At 60.8% G+C, this 16,232-nt stretch carries 14 protein-coding genes; 5 read left to right on the plus strand and 9 right to left on the minus strand.

Going from position 1 to position 16,232, the window contains the following annotated elements; translation table 11 throughout:
- Positions 1-78: 78 nt before the first annotated feature.
- The 3 genes from guaB (at position 79) to K8U03_06300 (ending at position 3,502) form a co-directional block, all read left to right on the plus strand.
- On the plus strand, positions 79-1,560 hold the full coding sequence (gene guaB / locus K8U03_06290; GenBank protein MCE9604500.1) for an IMP dehydrogenase: 1,482 nt from the start codon (positions 79-81) through the stop codon (positions 1,558-1,560).
- 13 nt (positions 1,561-1,573) lie between these two features.
- Entirely contained in the window at positions 1,574-2,605 is a 1,032-nt protein-coding gene (locus K8U03_06295; protein MCE9604501.1) for a hypothetical protein, read from the plus strand.
- Between the two features lie 195 nt (positions 2,606-2,800).
- Positions 2,801-3,502: an NAD(P)H-hydrate epimerase gene (locus K8U03_06300; protein MCE9604502.1), complete on the plus strand. Its 702-nt coding sequence runs from the start codon at positions 2,801-2,803 to the stop codon at positions 3,500-3,502.
- Between the two features lie 211 nt (positions 3,503-3,713).
- Here the strand turns inward: K8U03_06300 and K8U03_06305 are convergent, their stop codons facing one another.
- The 5 genes from K8U03_06305 to K8U03_06325 all read right to left on the minus strand — a co-directional run bounded on the left by K8U03_06305 (position 3,714) and on the right by K8U03_06325 (position 9,322).
- Positions 3,714-5,405: a glutamine--tRNA ligase/YqeY domain fusion protein gene (locus K8U03_06305; protein ID MCE9604503.1), complete on the minus strand. Its 1,692-nt coding sequence runs from the start codon at positions 5,403-5,405 to the stop codon at positions 3,714-3,716.
- A gap of 95 nt (positions 5,406-5,500) precedes the next feature.
- Entirely contained in the window at positions 5,501-5,908 is a 408-nt protein-coding gene (locus K8U03_06310; GenBank protein MCE9604504.1) for an HNH endonuclease, read from the minus strand.
- Complete coding sequence (locus K8U03_06315) at positions 5,909-6,157, minus strand: hypothetical protein (protein MCE9604505.1); 249 nt, start codon at positions 6,155-6,157, stop codon at positions 5,909-5,911.
- A 79-nt stretch (positions 6,158-6,236) separates the two neighbouring features.
- Positions 6,237-7,796: a glutamate--tRNA ligase gene (gene gltX / locus K8U03_06320; protein ID MCE9604506.1), complete on the minus strand. Its 1,560-nt coding sequence runs from the start codon at positions 7,794-7,796 to the stop codon at positions 6,237-6,239.
- A 221-nt stretch (positions 7,797-8,017) separates the two neighbouring features.
- Entirely contained in the window at positions 8,018-9,322 is a 1,305-nt protein-coding gene (locus tag K8U03_06325) for a hypothetical protein (GenBank protein ID MCE9604507.1), read from the minus strand.
- Between the two features lie 319 nt (positions 9,323-9,641).
- Here K8U03_06325 and K8U03_06330 point away from each other — a divergent pair, with 319 nt between their 5' ends.
- Both K8U03_06330 and K8U03_06335 read left to right on the plus strand, forming a co-directional pair.
- Positions 9,642-11,288, plus strand: a complete 1,647-nt coding sequence (locus tag K8U03_06330; GenBank protein MCE9604508.1) for a glycosyltransferase family 39 protein — start codon at positions 9,642-9,644, stop codon at positions 11,286-11,288.
- A complete protein-coding gene (locus K8U03_06335; GenBank protein ID MCE9604509.1) occupies positions 11,278-12,033 on the plus strand; it encodes a class I SAM-dependent methyltransferase in 756 nt (251 codons plus the stop codon). Before K8U03_06330 ends, K8U03_06335 begins: the two co-directional genes overlap by 11 nt.
- A 26-nt stretch (positions 12,034-12,059) precedes the next feature.
- Here K8U03_06335 and K8U03_06340 read toward each other — a convergent pair whose 3' ends face one another.
- From K8U03_06340 to K8U03_06355, 4 genes are all read right to left on the minus strand, one after another.
- Entirely contained in the window at positions 12,060-13,124 is a 1,065-nt protein-coding gene (locus tag K8U03_06340; GenBank protein ID MCE9604510.1) for a ferredoxin family protein, read from the minus strand.
- 129 nt (positions 13,125-13,253) lie between these two features.
- On the minus strand, positions 13,254-13,742 hold the full coding sequence (locus tag K8U03_06345) for a glycine cleavage system protein H (protein ID MCE9604511.1): 489 nt from the start codon (positions 13,740-13,742) through the stop codon (positions 13,254-13,256).
- Complete coding sequence (locus K8U03_06350) at positions 13,739-15,058, minus strand: coproporphyrinogen III oxidase family protein (protein ID MCE9604512.1); 1,320 nt, start codon at positions 15,056-15,058, stop codon at positions 13,739-13,741. Before K8U03_06350 ends, K8U03_06345 begins: the two co-directional genes overlap by 4 nt.
- 19 nt (positions 15,059-15,077) lie before the next feature.
- A complete protein-coding gene (locus tag K8U03_06355) occupies positions 15,078-16,187 on the minus strand; it encodes a PQQ-binding-like beta-propeller repeat protein (GenBank protein MCE9604513.1) in 1,110 nt (369 codons plus the stop codon).
- Positions 16,188-16,232 lie beyond the last annotated feature (45 nt).

Raw genomic sequence — 16,232 nt, forward strand, 5'->3', positions numbered from 1 at the left:
TCAACCCATTTGCCAATCCTGCTTTCTTCCCGATAATACGGGATTACCCAAAACCGCCGTTTGCGAGTTTGTCGAACCATGCAAGAGCTCATCAAGTACCAAGGCATCACTTTCGACGACGTTCTGCTGGAGCCGGCTTATAGCGAAGTCGTGCCGGCGGATTGCAGCGTGAAGACCCGACTGACGAAGCGGATCGAGCTCAATATCCCGCTCGTCAGCTCGCCGATGGACACCGTTACCGAGAGCGAGATGGCGATCGCCTTGGCTCAGGAAGGGGGCCTCGGCGTCATTCACAAGAATATGTCGATCGAGCGCCAGACCGACGAAGTCGACAAGGTGAAGCGTTCCGCCAACGGCATCATCGTCGACCCGGTGACGCTGCCGCCGACCGATACGGTGCGCAAGGCGCGCGAAACCATGGCGCAGTTTAACGTTTCGGGCGTGCCGATCACCGAAGCCGGCGGCCGGCTCGTCGGAATTCTTACGCGCCGCGACCTTCGTTTTCTCGAGAACGACGACACCCCGATTCTTGAGGTAATGAGCAAAAATCAGCTCGTAACGGCTACGGGGACCGTAACGCTTGAGCAAGCTGAAAAGATTTTGATGGTAAATAAGGTCGAGAAACTTTTACTGGTTGACGAAAACTACAAACTGACCGGCCTTATTACGATCAAAGACATCGATAAGCTCCGCCGTTTCCCGAATGCTTGCAAAGATAAGCTGGGAAGACTTCGCGTCGGAGCCGCCGTCGGTGTTTACGAAACGGAGCGAGTCGCCGGTCTGATCGCCAAGGGGGTCGATGTCCTGATCGTCGATAGTGCCCACGGGCACTCCTCGAACGTGTTGGAAACGATCCGCTCGATCAAGAAGCAATGGGACATTGACGTCGTTGCCGGCAATGTCGCTACCGAAGAAGGTGCGCTCGATCTGATCCGCGCAGGTGCCGATGCCGTGAAAGTCGGAATCGGTCCCGGTTCGATCTGTACGACGCGCGTCATCTCCGGTGTCGGCGTGCCGCAAATCACGGCGATCTTCCGCGCTACGCAAGCCGCCAAGGCCGCGGGAGTGCCGGTCATCGCCGACGGAGGAATTCGCTACTCGGGAGACATCACGAAAGCCATCGCCGCCGGTGCCAGTTGTTGCATGATCGGCGGGCTCTTCGCAGGCTTGGATGAAAGTCCCGGCGACACGATTCTCTTCCAAGGCCGAACATTCAAACAGTATCGAGGAATGGGTTCGCTCGGAGCGATGGTTAAAGGCTCCAGCGAGCGCTACAGACAAGGAAGTAGTGAGCGAGGCACGAACAAATTCGTTCCCGAAGGGGTCGAAGGTCGTGTCCCGTTCAAAGGCAATTTGAGCGGTTTCGTCTATCAGCTCGTCGGCGGCCTCAGGGCCGGAATGGGCTATTGCGGAACGAGGAATATCGACGAGCTGCGCACCAACGCGCGGTTCATTCAAGTCTCAGCAGCCAGCGTTCGGGAGAGCCACCCACATGACATCGCGATTACACAAGAGTCGCCGAACTATAGTACGGAGCGCGCCACGGGCGACGGAGCCTAACGGCCGTCCGCCGTTGGATGTCGTACCCGAACGTTTCCCTTCGGCCGACATCGAACAGTCCCTCGAGCGGAACCAGGAATATCGACGCACCGCGACTCTCGCGTTTGCCATCGTCATCGGGCTGATCCCGCTGCTTTATTACTTCACCTCGACGGCCGACGGAGCGGAACCGACCCGCTCGACGAGCCGCCCTTCCGGCAAGTCGCCGAACGGATCGTCGCTCAAGTGGCGCGCCGCCGGCAGTCGAGCTTCGGCATCCAGCCCGACGGTCGACGAAGCCGCTGCGGTGGAAGCGACGCCGGCCGAACCGAAGCAACTCGAAGCCGCTGCCGATGCGAAGCCGATCACTGCCAAATCGAGCGAGCCCGAAGCCAAACGTGCGCCCGAATTACGTCGCGACAACCAGATCCGGCTGACGCAAGCGACGAACCCGCTCGCGAATCCGCTTGCCGACCCGTTCGGCGATGCCAAACCGACAGCCCCGGCGCCGCGCCTGCTCACCACTGAGCCGAAGTCGCCGCTGAATAGCAACGCGACGGTTCCGCCCCTGCCGAGAGCCGACCAATTGGCGATCATCAACGGCGGCTTTCAACAAGAAGAGTGCCCGAAGCTGAGCGACCTGAAACCGATCTCTAAGATCTCGAACGTCATCGCCGCCTCGCAAGGCGACTTGCCTCGCGAGTGCTACTTCGACGAGACCGTGATCGGGCCGATGAATCGCAATTGGCTGGCGACGACCTATACATGGAAAGCCTCCGGACTGTGTCACAAGCCGCTCTACTTTGAAGAAGTGGCGCTCGAACGCTACGGCCATTCGACCGGCCCGATCTCGCAGCCGATCGTCAGCGGTGCCCACTTTTTCGCCACGCTTCCGCTCCTGCCGTACAAGATGGGCCTGAACCCGCCGTGGGAATGCAAATACGCCCTCGGCTACTATCGCCCGGGGAGTTGTGCTCCTTATATCGTGCCGCCGATTCCGATCAGCGGACGAGCCATCGCGGCCGAAGCGGCTGCCGTGTCGGGTGCGATCTTCCTCTTCCCGTAAGCGGAATAGCAAGGCCTGCCTAAACGACTTTCGAGGGGCGTCGATCGCAAAGATCGACGCCCCTTTTTTCGTTGAACTGCCACGCGTATTCTTTTGCAATGAAGGCAATCGTCGCCAGAGGTTCGAGCAGCCGCAACAGACCGTTCCTCGCTTGCGAGTTCGCGAGCCCGCAACATCGCCCGACAAACTGCAATCATGCCCGAACTCATCCTCACGCGCGAACAAGCACGCCAAGTCGACGTGCTCGCGATCGAACGCTACGGAATGACCGGGCTCGTACTGATGGAGAACGCCGGCCGCGGAGCAGCCGAAATCATTCGTGACTTATACGCGAACGAACTCCGCACCTCGGGCCCGATCGCGATCTGCTGCGGCAAGGGAAACAACGGCGGCGACGGCTTCGTGATCGCGCGGCACTTGAACAATCGCGAGATTCCCGTAAGCGTGCTGCTGTTCTGCGATCCCGCCAAGCTCACGGGGGACGCCGCCGCGAACTACGAGATCGCCCGTCGCGCAGGGCTGCCGATCGAAGTCTTCGCCGCCGTTGCGGATAGGACGTTCGATATCGCGCGACTCCAAGCCTCGCTTTCCGGTACCGGGATCCTCGTCGATGCGCTGCTCGGCACCGGCTCGCACGGCGACCCTCGCCCGCCACTCGATCACGTCATCGACACGCTCAATTCCCACACCGCGCCGAAGATCGCACTCGACATCCCCAGCGGCCTCGACTGCGACACCGGCCGACCATCTGCGCATACGGTTCGCGCGACACACACGCTGACGTTCGTCGCCCGCAAGATAGGGTTCCGCGAAGCAACGGCGCAAGAGTATCTCGGCCAAGTCCACATTGTCGATATCGGCGTGCCCCGCAAACTACTTCGCGAATTATCGTTGTAGGCACGCTCCGCGTGCCGTCACTCTCTTCGCATCGATGCGCGAACCAACTTCGCAACGCACAACGCTCCGATCCATAGCCGGGGGTGGATACCCCCGGCAAAACGACGCTGCGTAATTCGACATCGCGAAGACGAAGGAGTCGTGAAGCGCGATCGCGCGGAGAGCCCCCAGGTATGCACCTGGGGCTATTGAACGGACGACTGGAATTCGTCTACCCTTTCTTCTCGATCTTCCCCCACGAATCGCGGAGCGCTACCGTTCGGTTGAACACCGGCTTGCCCGGCTGCGAGTCGACCGTGTCGACGCAGAAGTAGCCGACGCGCTCGAACTGCACGCGTGTGCCCGGCACGGCGGTCGCCAAGCTCGGTTCGAGTTTGCAATCGGGGAGCGTGACGAGTGAGTCGGGATTGAGGTTCGTCTTGTAATCGACGCCCGGCTTCACATCCTCGGGTGCCGGAACCTTGAAGAGGTGATCGTACAACCGCACTTCGGCGCTCAGCGCGTGCGCGGCCGAGACCCAATGGATCGTTCCTTGCACCTTCCGGCCGTCGGGTGCGTTGCCGCCGCGCGTCGCGGGGTCATACGTGCAATGGATCTCGGTGACTTCGCCCGTCGCGGGATCTTTCACGACGTCGGTGCAGCGGACCAAATAGCCCCACCGGAGCCGAACTTCTTGGCCCGGCGTGAGGCGATAGTATTTCTTCGGCGCCACTTCGCGGAAGTCGTCTTGTTCGACATACAGCTCCCGCGAAAACGGCACTTCGCGCGTCCCGGCCGCAGGATCGTCCGGGTTGTTCACCGCGCTGAGCATCTCCGTCTGGCCTTCCGGATAGTTCGTAATCACGACCTTCAACGGATGCAGCACCGCCATGACGCGCGGCGCGGTCTTGTTCAAATGCTCGCGAACCGCATTCTCCAACACATTGATCTCGATCACGCCGTCGTACTTCGACACGCCGATCTGCACGCAGAACGCACGCATCGCCTCGGGCGTATAGCCGCGGCGTCGAATGCCCGCGAGCGTCGGCATGCGCGGATCGTTCCAACCGCTTACATGGCCGTCGCGTACGAGCTCCAAGAGCTTCCGCTTGCTCATCACCATATACGTCAGGTTCAAACGCGCAAACTCGATTTGCTGCGGCTTGAAGATGCCGATCGCGTCGATGTACCACTCATAGAGCGGGCGATGGTTCTCGAACTCGAGCGTGCAGATCGAGTGCGTAATGCGCTCGATCGAGTCGCTCTCGCCGTGCGTATAGTCGTACATCGGATAGATGCACCAAGCATCGCCGGTTCGATGATGCTCGGCGTGCAGGATGCGGTACATCACCGGATCGCGCAGGTTGAAGTTCGGCGAATTCATGTCGATCTTCGCGCGGAGCGTGCGCGCGCCGTCGGCGAACTCGCCGGCTTTCATCCGCTCGAACAAGTCGAGGTTCTCGGCCGGAGTCCGATCGCGATATGGGCTGTTCTTGCCCGGCTCACTGAGCGTGCCGCGCGTCTCGCGCACTTGATCGCCCGTGAGATCGCAGACGTAGGCCTTGCCGTCGCGGATCATCTGCACGGCCCAATCGTAGAGCTGCTGGAAGTAGTCGGAAGCGAAGTGAAGCTCGTCCCACTCGAAGCCGAGCCAGCGGACGTCTTCCATGATCGAGTCGACGTATTCCTGCTCTTCCTTCGCCGGGTTCGTATCGTCGAACCGCAGGTTGCACTTGCCGTTGTAATCGCGGGCGATGCCGAAATTCAGGCAGATGCTCTTCGCATGCCCGATATGGAGGTAGCCGTTCGGCTCCGGAGGAAACCGAGTCTGCACCCGCCCGGCATGCTTTCCCGAGGCGTTGTCTTCGTTGATGATCGTCCGAATAAAATCGGTCGAAATCGGACGTGGTTCTTCGTTCGACATAGCAATTACAAAACCAGCGGTTTACGGCATTAAAACGGCCCGCATTGTAAACGCAAACGAACGATTCGCGAACGCCAAACCGACCAGGGTCTCATTCATGCTTGAGCGTCGGGGGGCGCAATGGCATTCCATTGTTCGCGCATTCGCAATCGGATGGGCGCATTCATTCGTAGTAAATGCACCGTCGCTCTACCGACGGGCGACAGCCCCTCGATGAAAGCGCCATTCAGGCGAAAATGCTCGGTCCACTCTTCTCTTCGAGGATGGAACAGCAGAACGACTTGAAGACTCTGGGGATCAACGGCCGAAAGGTTCGGTCCCTTGTAGAGGTTACATCGATCACAGGCTAGCGCAAGATTCGTGAGTTGGTCGTCGCCGCCATGCTGCTTCGCCGTGATATGTTCGATGTGGAAAGTCTGCTCGAGGGCCGACTCAGGCAGCAAGCAGTATTCACAACGGCCGCCGGCACGTTCGCGAACCGAGCTGCGTGCAGCGGCATCCATTCAATCGACTTTCGAATCTAACGTGCGCCTCGCTTGCACTTTCAGCGCAGCGACGAAGTCGAGCGTGTCGACGAACTCCTCGTATTCCGCTAGTTCGTTATTCGTAAGAGTCCCTTCGTTCGCCTTGACGCGCAGTTCCGTCAAGCGAGACTCCGCGGAAACGTCCGGACGGAAATCTATGATCCGCCGCGCGACGTCGGGTGTAAAGCAAGCTGCCAACGGCTGAAGATAGGCTTCCGTGAGAGTCATGGGCTCATGTCCCCTTTCCGTCTCTATTTTATCCGCTGTTTCTCTCGCTTGCCACAGCGAAAGCCCGTCTGCGCCAACTCTAGATCCGTTTAATCGCCAACTCAATCCGTTTTTGCGACCGCTCGCGCCCCAAGATCACTAGCGTGTCGAATAGCCCAAGGCCGACTCCTTTGCCCGTCAGTGCCACGCGTAACGGGTGGATCAGCTCGCCGATTTTTTTTCCTTCCGCCGCGATAAACGCTTGCGTGAATGCTTCCAGTGGGGCGACTTCGTACGGTTCGACCGTGGCGAGCTGCGAGCTGTATTTCGTCAGCAGTTCGACGGCCCCCGGCGCACGGATGCTCTTGTCGAAGGCCGGCTCGTCGTACGTGAGTTGCTCGTCGGCGGTGAAGAAATTGGTGTAATCCAAAATGTCGCCGAATGTTTTCACGCGGTTGCCGGCCGCTTCGAGGATCTTCGTCAAGATCGGCGCGGTGTCGCAGGACGGCGGCGTGGTGATGAAGCCGGCTCGTTGCAGGTACGGCAGCACCTTCGCCACCTTCTGCTTGATCGGAAACTGCTGCATATAATGGTCTTGGAACGACCACAGCTTTTTCGGGTCGAAGCTCGCCGGCGCTTTTGTGACGCGCTCGAGCGTGAAGTTCGCGATCATCTCATCGCGCGTGAAAAACTCGGTCTTATCGTCGAGCGACCAGCCGAGCAGCACTAAGTAGTTCAAGATCGCGTCGGGCAGATACCCGACCTGCTCGTAAAAGTCGACGATCACCGGATTGAACGTATCGGCGTTCGTCGTGAGCCCCATCGCTTGCGCGATGACGTTGCCGTGTTCGTTCACCTTCTTGAAGTCGGGGTTCTTGAGATACTGCGCGATCTTCCGCTTGCTCAGCTTGTTCTTGCTCCCCGGCTCGGCCACGTACGGCAGATGCGCGTACTGCGGCAGCGGGTATCCGAGCGACTGCGCAATAAAAATTTGGCGTGGCGTGTTCGAGAGGTGTTCTTCGGCCCGAATGACGTGCGAGATCTCGAAATCGAAATCGTCGACGACACTTGCTAAGTGATAAAGGCACGTGCCGTCGGCCCGTTGGACGACGTGGTCTTGTTCGCGCGACCACTCGAACGTCACATCGCCGCGCACGAGATCGGGGATCAGCAGCGAACCTTCGCGGGGCATCTTCAACCGGACGACGCCGAGCCGGCCTTCCGCCTCATACGCCTTCGCTTGGGCCTCGGTTTCGGCCATCCACCGGCGACTGTAGGTATACGGCCGCTTCTCGGCTTCGGCCGCGTCGCGTTCCGCTTTCAGCTCGTCGGGCGTGGCGAAGTCGCGATAGGCGTGGCCCGAGGCGAGCAGCTTCTTCGCGGCGTCTTGGTAGCGCGGCAAACGTTGCGATTGATAATACGGTGCGTGCTTGCCGCCGACTTCCGGTCCTTCGTCCCAATCGAGCCCGAGCCAGCGGAAGCCGTGTAAGATCGGCGCCAGGGCCGCTTCGACGTTACGCTCTTGGTCCGTGTCGTCGATGCGCAGCAAGAACTGCCCGCCGTGGCGGCGCGCGAAGAGCCAGTTGAACAGCGCCGTGCGGACGCCGCCGATGTGCAAATAACCGGTCGGGCTGGGAGCGAAGCGAGTGCGTACCGTCATAACGTGCGAGACCTAAGCGAAGCGAATAGCAGGGCAATCCGAATGCTTAGCTTAATGCGCAACCGGAAACTTGGCGAGCGGGGTGCCGTGAAGCCCAAAGTAGCAGGCACGTTCCACGTGCCGTCCGCCACCCGTCGCACTGCAGCGAAGAGCGCGGATCGGCTCCCAGCATGCGCTCCATTGGCGCGTGTGGTTACGGCACGCGGAGCGTGCCTACAACTTTAGTCGCCGTAGCCGCGACGTTCCGATTCCTTCTGCCGGCGCAGCGCCTTGCGATCGGCCTTGCTGAGCTTGCGATTGTCGCCCCGTTCTTCATCGTCGTCCTCGTCGAGATCGGCGGCGAAGTCGGTCTTCACTTTCTTAAACCGATTGACGGAAGCTTCGGCCGCGGCTTCGTCGCGCGAGCGAAATGCCGACGACGACGCAACCTTCTCCGCTTTCGGCGCGGTGTCTAAATCGCTGGTTTTGCGCGCCGGCGCAGTGGGGGTCTTATGCGGCGGATCGATCTTCGCGCGGCGGAACCAACCGCCGAGGCCGCCCGAGGGTTTCGCTTCGGCGGTCGCTTTGGCAGTCTCGACTTTTTCCGCTTTGCCGGCTTCGGCTTTGACGACGGTCTTCGGCTTCTCTTTCTTCGGCTTCACGGCCCGCGGCGTAATCTCGCCTTGCGCTTCGAGGATCACGTAGCGAGCATGCACGAGCATCGACGTAAGCAAGAACAGATTGCCGACCATCTCCATGCCTTCTTTAAGCATCACGGTATACGTGTTCGGCAAGTGCGGCAGCCAGCCTCGTTCGACGTTCAACACGACGACCGTCGTCGCCACGTAGCAAACCGCCGTCAGGCCGAGCGCCACGGTCGACGTACGGCATTCGCGCATATCGAGCAGCAACCGGACGCCGACGACCGTGAGCACCAGGCCATACGCGCCGATCCACCAGATGGAACCGTCGCCGAAGCCGTGTTGGCCCGTCGTGCCGATCATCAGATCGCGAAACGCTTCGTGCAGGCTCGCCGATTCATCGACGCCGAGAAACAACCACGCCAACGCCGCACCGAGCCACACTCGGTAGCGGCCGTGGTAGTCGTCGGCCCGATGTTTGCGAACGGAATAAACGACCCACGCCGCGAAGGCCGCGAGCGAGAGGGTCGTCGTCGAGAACCACGCCGCGAGGCTTCCTTCGCCCGACAGGTTCAGCGCGTCGATCCGTCCGGAGGCGGAGTGTGCAGATAGCAACGGCAAATAGTAATAACCGGCTTCCAGCCCTGCGATGAACAGCACGCCGACGAAAAACGCGAGCGCGAGCATGCCGTAGGATTGCGGCAGGAGATCGGTGACACGATTTTGCCGTTCCATGCGCGCCGTAGCTCCGTAGCGATTCGAAGATTTGACGACATTGCGTGCGGCGCGGGTCGGCTCGGCATCGTCAGGGCCGTCGGCGCTTGAGGCCTTCGTGCCGCCGGCGATGTTTTCATCCGTCAATAAACGACGACGACGGTCGTCGGACGATCGGCCGCTTCCCAACATGCGCGTTCACGCGAAGGCGAGCTCTCGCTCGACTTTCCCTGTAGGCGCATCTTCACCCCACACGCAGGCGATGCGCAAACGAAGACGTCCTTCTAGATCACCGGGACCATCCCTGATCCGTGTATAGCTCATTTCGGCTTTTCCAGGTGCGAACGTCAGTCGGGCTCTTCCGGGTTTCGAAAATACCGCCGGCACTGCTTGCATTCGTGCATAAAGACCTATGTAGACATCACGCGCCGGCAACTCACGTTGACCATGCCGACGGAGAGGTTTACGCTTCCGCACCGCCATTCTTTTCTCCTTTCGTCGTCCGACAGACATGCTATCGCGCGCTTCGATCCTTGCGCTGCTCATGCTCCTGAGCTTGGCTCAGCAGTGGCGGCTGATTGCGCATGCGCCGCTGCCTGCACAGGACGCCGTCGAGTTCGTCGGCATCGCGCAACAGATCCAGTTCGACGGAGCGGCGGCGACCATACGCAGTCAGCCCGTCGCGCCGTTGTTTCCCCTCCTGCTCTATGCGACCCACGCAGCACTCACCGGCGTCGGCTTACTCGACGACGCAGCCTGGGGGCGAGCCGCGCAAGTCGCTGCGGCGCTGCCGTTGCTACTCGCCGTCGTCCCGGTTGGTCTGCTGTCGTGGCGGCTGGTCGGTCGTGAGGCGGGGCTGCTCGCGGCGATTCTCTTTTGCGTGCTTCCCGCGTCGTCTCGTTTGGGGGCCGATGGGATCAGCGATAGCTTGCATCTTTGCTTGGCCGCGTGGAGCTTGTGGGCTCTCGTCGTTGCGAGCGAGCGCGTCGGCCGGAGTGCTTGCGCGTGGTCGCTGCTGAGTGGAGCGCTGGTCGGGGCGGCGCTGCTTTGCCGTGCCGAGGCGCTGGTCATCGCGGGCGCGGTGGCGCTCGCTACGGTGCCTGTGCTCGGCGCTCGCTGGCGCTACTCGGCGGCTTTCGCCTGCGGTTGTCTCGTATGCTTAGTTCCTTACGTCGCGAGCGGAGTTACCGGAGCGACGGAGATCGCGGAGCGTTTGCGCGGCGGTGCGACGGCTTCCTCAGAACGACCGTTGAACCGGAACAGCGTGAGCGATGACCGGATTTCTTCGGAGACGGAGTCAGCGGAAGCTGCGCCGCTCTATCAAGACGAGAAGCCGCTATTGTTCGGACGAAAGGATCGCTCGCGAAGCATTCGGCTACAAAACATCTGGGCCGTCACCCTTGCTTACTGTGGAGAATTCCTTCAGGCCGGCGGCTACTTCGTGCTGCCGTTGGCCGTGATCGGCATAGGAGCGCTCCGTCACCGCAAGTTGCATCCGTCGTTCTCGTTGCTCGGTTTATTTACGGCGATCTTTTGCCTAGTCGCATTTATTTTCGCCGCGCGGCAAGGCTACATCGCGAGCAGGCATTTCTTGTTGCCGGTCTTGGCGATGCTTCCTTATGCCTCTGCCGGGCTGGTCGCGATCGGGCAGCAATTGCGAACGCGGTTCTTCGCCGATAGCGATACACGCGGCATCGCGCGCGGCCTCACTACGGCTCTCGCCGGCGCGTGCGTGCTCGTCACGTTGCGTCCGCTGCATGGCACGCACACGGCGCATCGCCGCGCAGCCGATTGGCTTCGTTCGAGCGCGGCGGTCGAAGGGACCGTACTCGATCAACATGGCTGGACCGCGCTCTTCACCGGTCGTCCGACCTATCGGTTCGACGCCGCCGAAAAAGCACTCGTCGACCGACAACTGCGATACGTCTTAGTCGATCGTATCGATCTAGAAGCCGAGAGTCGCCGCGGCGAGTCGCTCCGCGCGGTGCTCGGCTCGGCCGACCGCGCAGACGTTTGCTTCCCCGACGCTCGGGGCCGCTGCGATCACGATGTACTTCTGTTTCATCGCACCGCTCAAGACAACGACGAGGTACGGCTCGCCTCGGATCACGCTCGTTTCCGACTTACCGCTCATCGTGAGATGTCCCATGCGCGATAACATTCGCTCGTTCGTCGCTTCCGCCGCCGAAAGCTTTCCGACCGTCGGAACGGTCTATGAGTTCGGCTCGTACATCGTGCCGGGCCAAGAGCGAATCGGCGATCTACGGTCCCTGTTTCCGGGCCGCAAGTACGTCGGTTGCGATATGCGCGCGGGGCCGGGGGTCGATCGGATCGAAGACTTGGGGAGCCTCACGCTGCCCGACAATTCGGCATCGACGATCGTCTGCGTCGAAACCCTGGAGCACGTGTTCGAAGTTCGACGTGCGGCCGATGAACTGATGCGCGTTCTCGCGCCGGGAGGCGTGCTGCTGATCAGCACCCCGTTCAACTTCTATCTCCACAACCATCCCGACGATTATTGGCGGCTTACGCCGTCGTGTCTGCAAAGCCTGTTAGCACCTCTCTCCGCGACGCTCGTCGGCTGGCAAGGAGTCGATAGTTTTCCGCACACGGTCTTCGCGGTCGCGTGTAAGGCGCCGGTGCCCGAGTGGTTTGCGACCGGCATCGGACGATTCACGACCTCGTTCCAAAGTCGGCTGCGCGCGTTGGAAGCGGCCGAGCCGTGGCAGAAGAAGCTGAAAAGTCGCCTAACCGGCTGGCTGCGCTCGAAGGGGGAACGCCGCCGCGAGCAAAGTTACTACCGCTCGCAATGGATGGCTTCGTATTCGATGGCCGAACCAGCGACGAAAGTCGGCTTGCGGACTTTGCAGAAGGTTGCGGTCGGCCTGCAAGACTCGAAGTGACGAACCGGTTTCGATGCTAAGCTGAATCAGAGATCGAGGTCGTCGAGGCGGTCCATCAGCTTATCGAGATCGTCTTTCGGGGCGACCGACTTGGCGGGTTGACGTTTCGGAATGCCGACCGTCAGACCGACGGCCGCGCGGCCTACCGCCGTCAACTCGACGTCGCGCTCGAGCGCAGCTTGCTCCAGCGCGTTCGGTGCGCCGAAGAGTTTCGAGAGATCGATCTTAAAGCTTCCGGCATCTCCTTCCGGACTCCCCGCAATCGCCGGCGACTTGTGTTGCGGAAAGATGATCGCGTTCTCAGGACAAACCCGACTACAGGCCGGGCAACCCTTGCGGCAATTGTCGGGCTGTTCGACGAGAATCGTATCGACCTTGTCGACGCCGTAGACGCCGAACAAGCAAAAATCGATGCACTCCATGCAGTTCGTGCAGCGGCCGTAGTCGATCACCGGATACCAACGGCGATCGGGAGCTTCGGCGACGATCGTCGGTTGCGCTGGAGGTAACGGTTCGGCAGCTTCGAGGGTCCGCGAAACCGCAAGCGATGCGACGGTATCGTTTGGTGGAGCGGCGGTGTTGGAGTTGCCGCCGAGGATGCCTAACAGCGTGACCGGCTGCACCGCTTGCTCGGTCTTGATCCGAACGATCTCTTCGAGGAACGGCTTGGCCGTGTCTCGTGCTTTGAGATCGAGGCACCAAATCGTGCGACTCGGCAGATCGCGACTTTCGAGCACGCGAGGTTTTACGTCCTTCGCCTTCGCATCGGCTTCCGCGTCGTCTTCGTCGTCCGTCTCTTCCGATTCGTTCACGAGCAGCGTCTTGCCTTCACGACCTCGGATGCCGTTGCGGTCGAGGGTCCAAAACGCTCCGCGGCTGAAGAGCCAACTCACGACGACGATGTCCCCCGCGATTCCTTGCAGGCAGAGCATCCCGGTGCCGTCGGGCGTGAGGTCGTAAAGGTGCGGGACGACCGTGACTTCCAGGCCGCGCTCGAACAGCAACCCCGCGACGATCTCTTCTTCCAACCGGCGCTTCGCCGGCTGAGCGCTTTGACCCTGGGATACGACAACGGTGAGTGGACGAGCCATGGAAAAACCAGAAACCAGAAGGCAGAAACTAGAAGGGGAAAAGGGATCGCAGGCCGCAAGCTCGAACACGATTCGTCGTCTCTGTTTCCTTTCTCTTCTGGTTTCTAGTTTTTAGTTTCTAATTTGCCGTCACTCGTTCATCTGCCCTTTAATCGTGCGCTCGGCGATGAGCCAGGCGGCGGCGAGATGTTCCAGGTACTTGTCGGGAGTGAGCAGGCCGGCCCTTTCGCAGGTCATTTCGAACAACCAACCGTCGCCGTAGGTGTCGACGTTGATCGGGGTCGGGTCTTTCAATAATTTATCGTTGAACGCGGTCAAGCAGCCGGTCGTCGGAGCATACAACTCGCTCTCCGCTTTCGAGCTTTCGATCGCACCGCAAGCTTGCTTCTCGCGTAAGTTCGTCCCTACGTCGACCGTCCATTCTAAGAAGTACACATCTTGCAACAACCGCACCGCATAGGCCGAGAAACCGAAGCGATACCCGCCGGCGGATTGCTCGTTGGCGAGGGGCAGCGCCCACATGTGATTTCTCGCATACAAGCGATCGGTCGGCACGTGCGCTGCGAACTTTCCCATCATGAAGATGAGATCGCCCGTCGTTCCCGCCGTGTCCGTCATGTGTAGCGAACTCCCTGCATCTCCGGCTCGAAGAAGGCGGGAAGCAAGCCATCGACGCAGAGCAGCCCATCGCGCGTGAGCTTCACGCGGTCGGGCTCGATCGAGAGCAGACCTTCGCCTTCGTATTCTTTCCAAACATCGTGCCAACGTTCGACGACGTCGACGCCGAACTTGTTGCGGAAGTACGGTAGTTCGAGATAACCCTTCTTCAATTGCAGGATCATTTCGCGTACGAGTTTCTGATGTTCCGTGATCTTCAACGCGCGATGCAGCGGCAGCTTGCCGGCTTCGAGCGACGTGAGATATTGCTCCCATTCGGGCAAGTTCTGATAGTGAACTCCCGACACGTGCCCGAAGCTCGCGACACCGGTGGCGAGCAGATCGGAGCCGCGCCAGAGATTGTCGCGGTAGCTGAAGTTGACGCGGTTCTTATCTTTGACGAGCGTATATCCGCTGGAGACGTGGTAGCCGGCGGCCAGGAGCTCGTCGTAAGCGTAGGTGACCCAGGCCCGCTTCGTCGGCCAATCGGCGACCGGCGTCTCGACGTGGTTGCCGAGAATGTCTTTCGAGTAGGTCGTGTTGAACGGCAACTCCATCTGGTAGATGGTTACGCTTTCCGGCGCGAGTGCGACCGTTTTGCGAACGGTCTCGCGCCACTGATCCCATGTCTCGCCGACCATGCCGGAAATGAGATCGATGTTGACGTTCGGAAAGCCGACGTCGCGGATCCAGTCCCAGGCTTTGTAGATTTCGGGCGAGAGATGGGCTCGGCCGTTTTCTTCGAGCACGCTATCGGAAAAGTTTTCGACGCCGAGGCTCAACCGCGTCACGCCGAGTTCCTTAAGCGTTTGCAGCTTGCTATGCGACAGCGTGCCGGGCTCGCACTCGAACGTCACTTCTTCGGCTTTGTCCCAATTGATGTTGGCGCGGAGCCGATCGACGAGCGACGTGAGTTGCTTGGCACTGAGGAACGACGGCGTTCCCCCGCCGAAATAAACGAAGCGAAACGGCCGGCCTCCCATGACGGGGAGCTTGCTGACGAGCTCGATCTCGCGCGACAGGGCCGACACATACCGCTCGACATCCGGCGCGGCCTTGTCGGTGTAGACGCGGAAGTAGCAGAACTTACAGCGCTTGCGACAAAACGGAATGTGCAGATAGAGCCCCAGCGGCGTCGACTCGCCGTTCACCTTGAGGGGCGGCGCATGCAGCGCTTGCTCGACGTCGGCCACGCCTTCAGCGGTCCATTGGGAGAACGGCGGATAGTTGGCGATGAAGTAGCTGCCGACTTCGGTTTTCTTGAGTTCGACGGTCATGAGCCTGTGTTCCCTGATTTCATTTCGCGCCGAAGCAGTAGAGGTGTCCGTCGATGTCGCCGATGACGAGCCGCCCGGCGGCGACCGCCGGCGAAGCGACGATATCGGAGCCCGCCTCGTAGTCCCAAACGAGCTCGCCGGTTTTCACATCGACGGCGTATAAGCGTCCGTCGCTCGAGCCGACGAAGGCTCGCGAGCCGACGACGACCGGCGAGGATTCGATATTTCCCTTCGCGGCGAACGTCCACGCTTCTTTGCCGTCGTCCATCCGGATGCCGCGCAGCTGTCGATCGTTGCAGCCGAGCACGACCAGCCCTTCGGAGAGCGCGGCCGACGATTTATATTCTTGCTTGCGGCGGCCGGCCACGTAGGTCCAAGCGATCTCGGGCTTCCGCCAATCGATTCCGAGCACGCCGGCGCCGAGCGTGCCGAAGTAAGCGCGGTCGCCGATCACGGCCGGCGCGTTACCGGTCTGCACGCCGATATCTACGACCGCGACCGCCTTGCCCGTATCGAGATCGATGACGTGAAACGCCGAATCGCAACCGCCGAGAAACACCCGATTCTCGACGATCGTCGGGGCGCAATAAAGCGGCTGGTCGATCTTGTATTCCCACACCAGCTTGCCGTCGGCCCCGTTGAGGCAGTAGAGCGCGCCGTCTTCCGACGTAAACAGAACTTGGTCGCGATAGAAGTTTGGGCCGCCGTGGATCGTGGCCTTGGCTTCGAATCCCCAGAGCGGTTTACCCGCGGCATCGAGACAATAGCAGCGACCCTCGAAGTTGCCGACGTAGATCCGGCCGCCTCGCAATCCGGCGGCCGAGCTGAATCCGGCATCGCTATGAAACTTCCACTTCTCCGCGCCGTCGGCGAGCGAGAGAGCCAACAGGTCGCCCGAGGCGTCGCTGTTGTTCGTGCCGATGTAGATGATTCCATCTTGGATAACGGCCGTGGCTTCGAACGCGGCATCCTTGAAGGTCTTCTTCCACAGCACCTCGGGCTTCTCCGGCAGCGGCGACACGGCCACGCCTCGAGCCTGGGCATCACCCCGGAACAACGGCCAAGAGTCGGCGGTAACTTGCAACGGTTCCTGAGCAGCTCCGGCGCCGGCTGGAGGGGGCGCCGCCACGGGAGTCGGATCAGCGGCAAGCGCCCGAGAGATCGCAACGAAACA

The organism is Planctomycetia bacterium (assembly GCA_021413845.1).
GTDB lineage: Bacteria > Planctomycetota > Planctomycetia > Pirellulales > PNKZ01 > PNKZ01.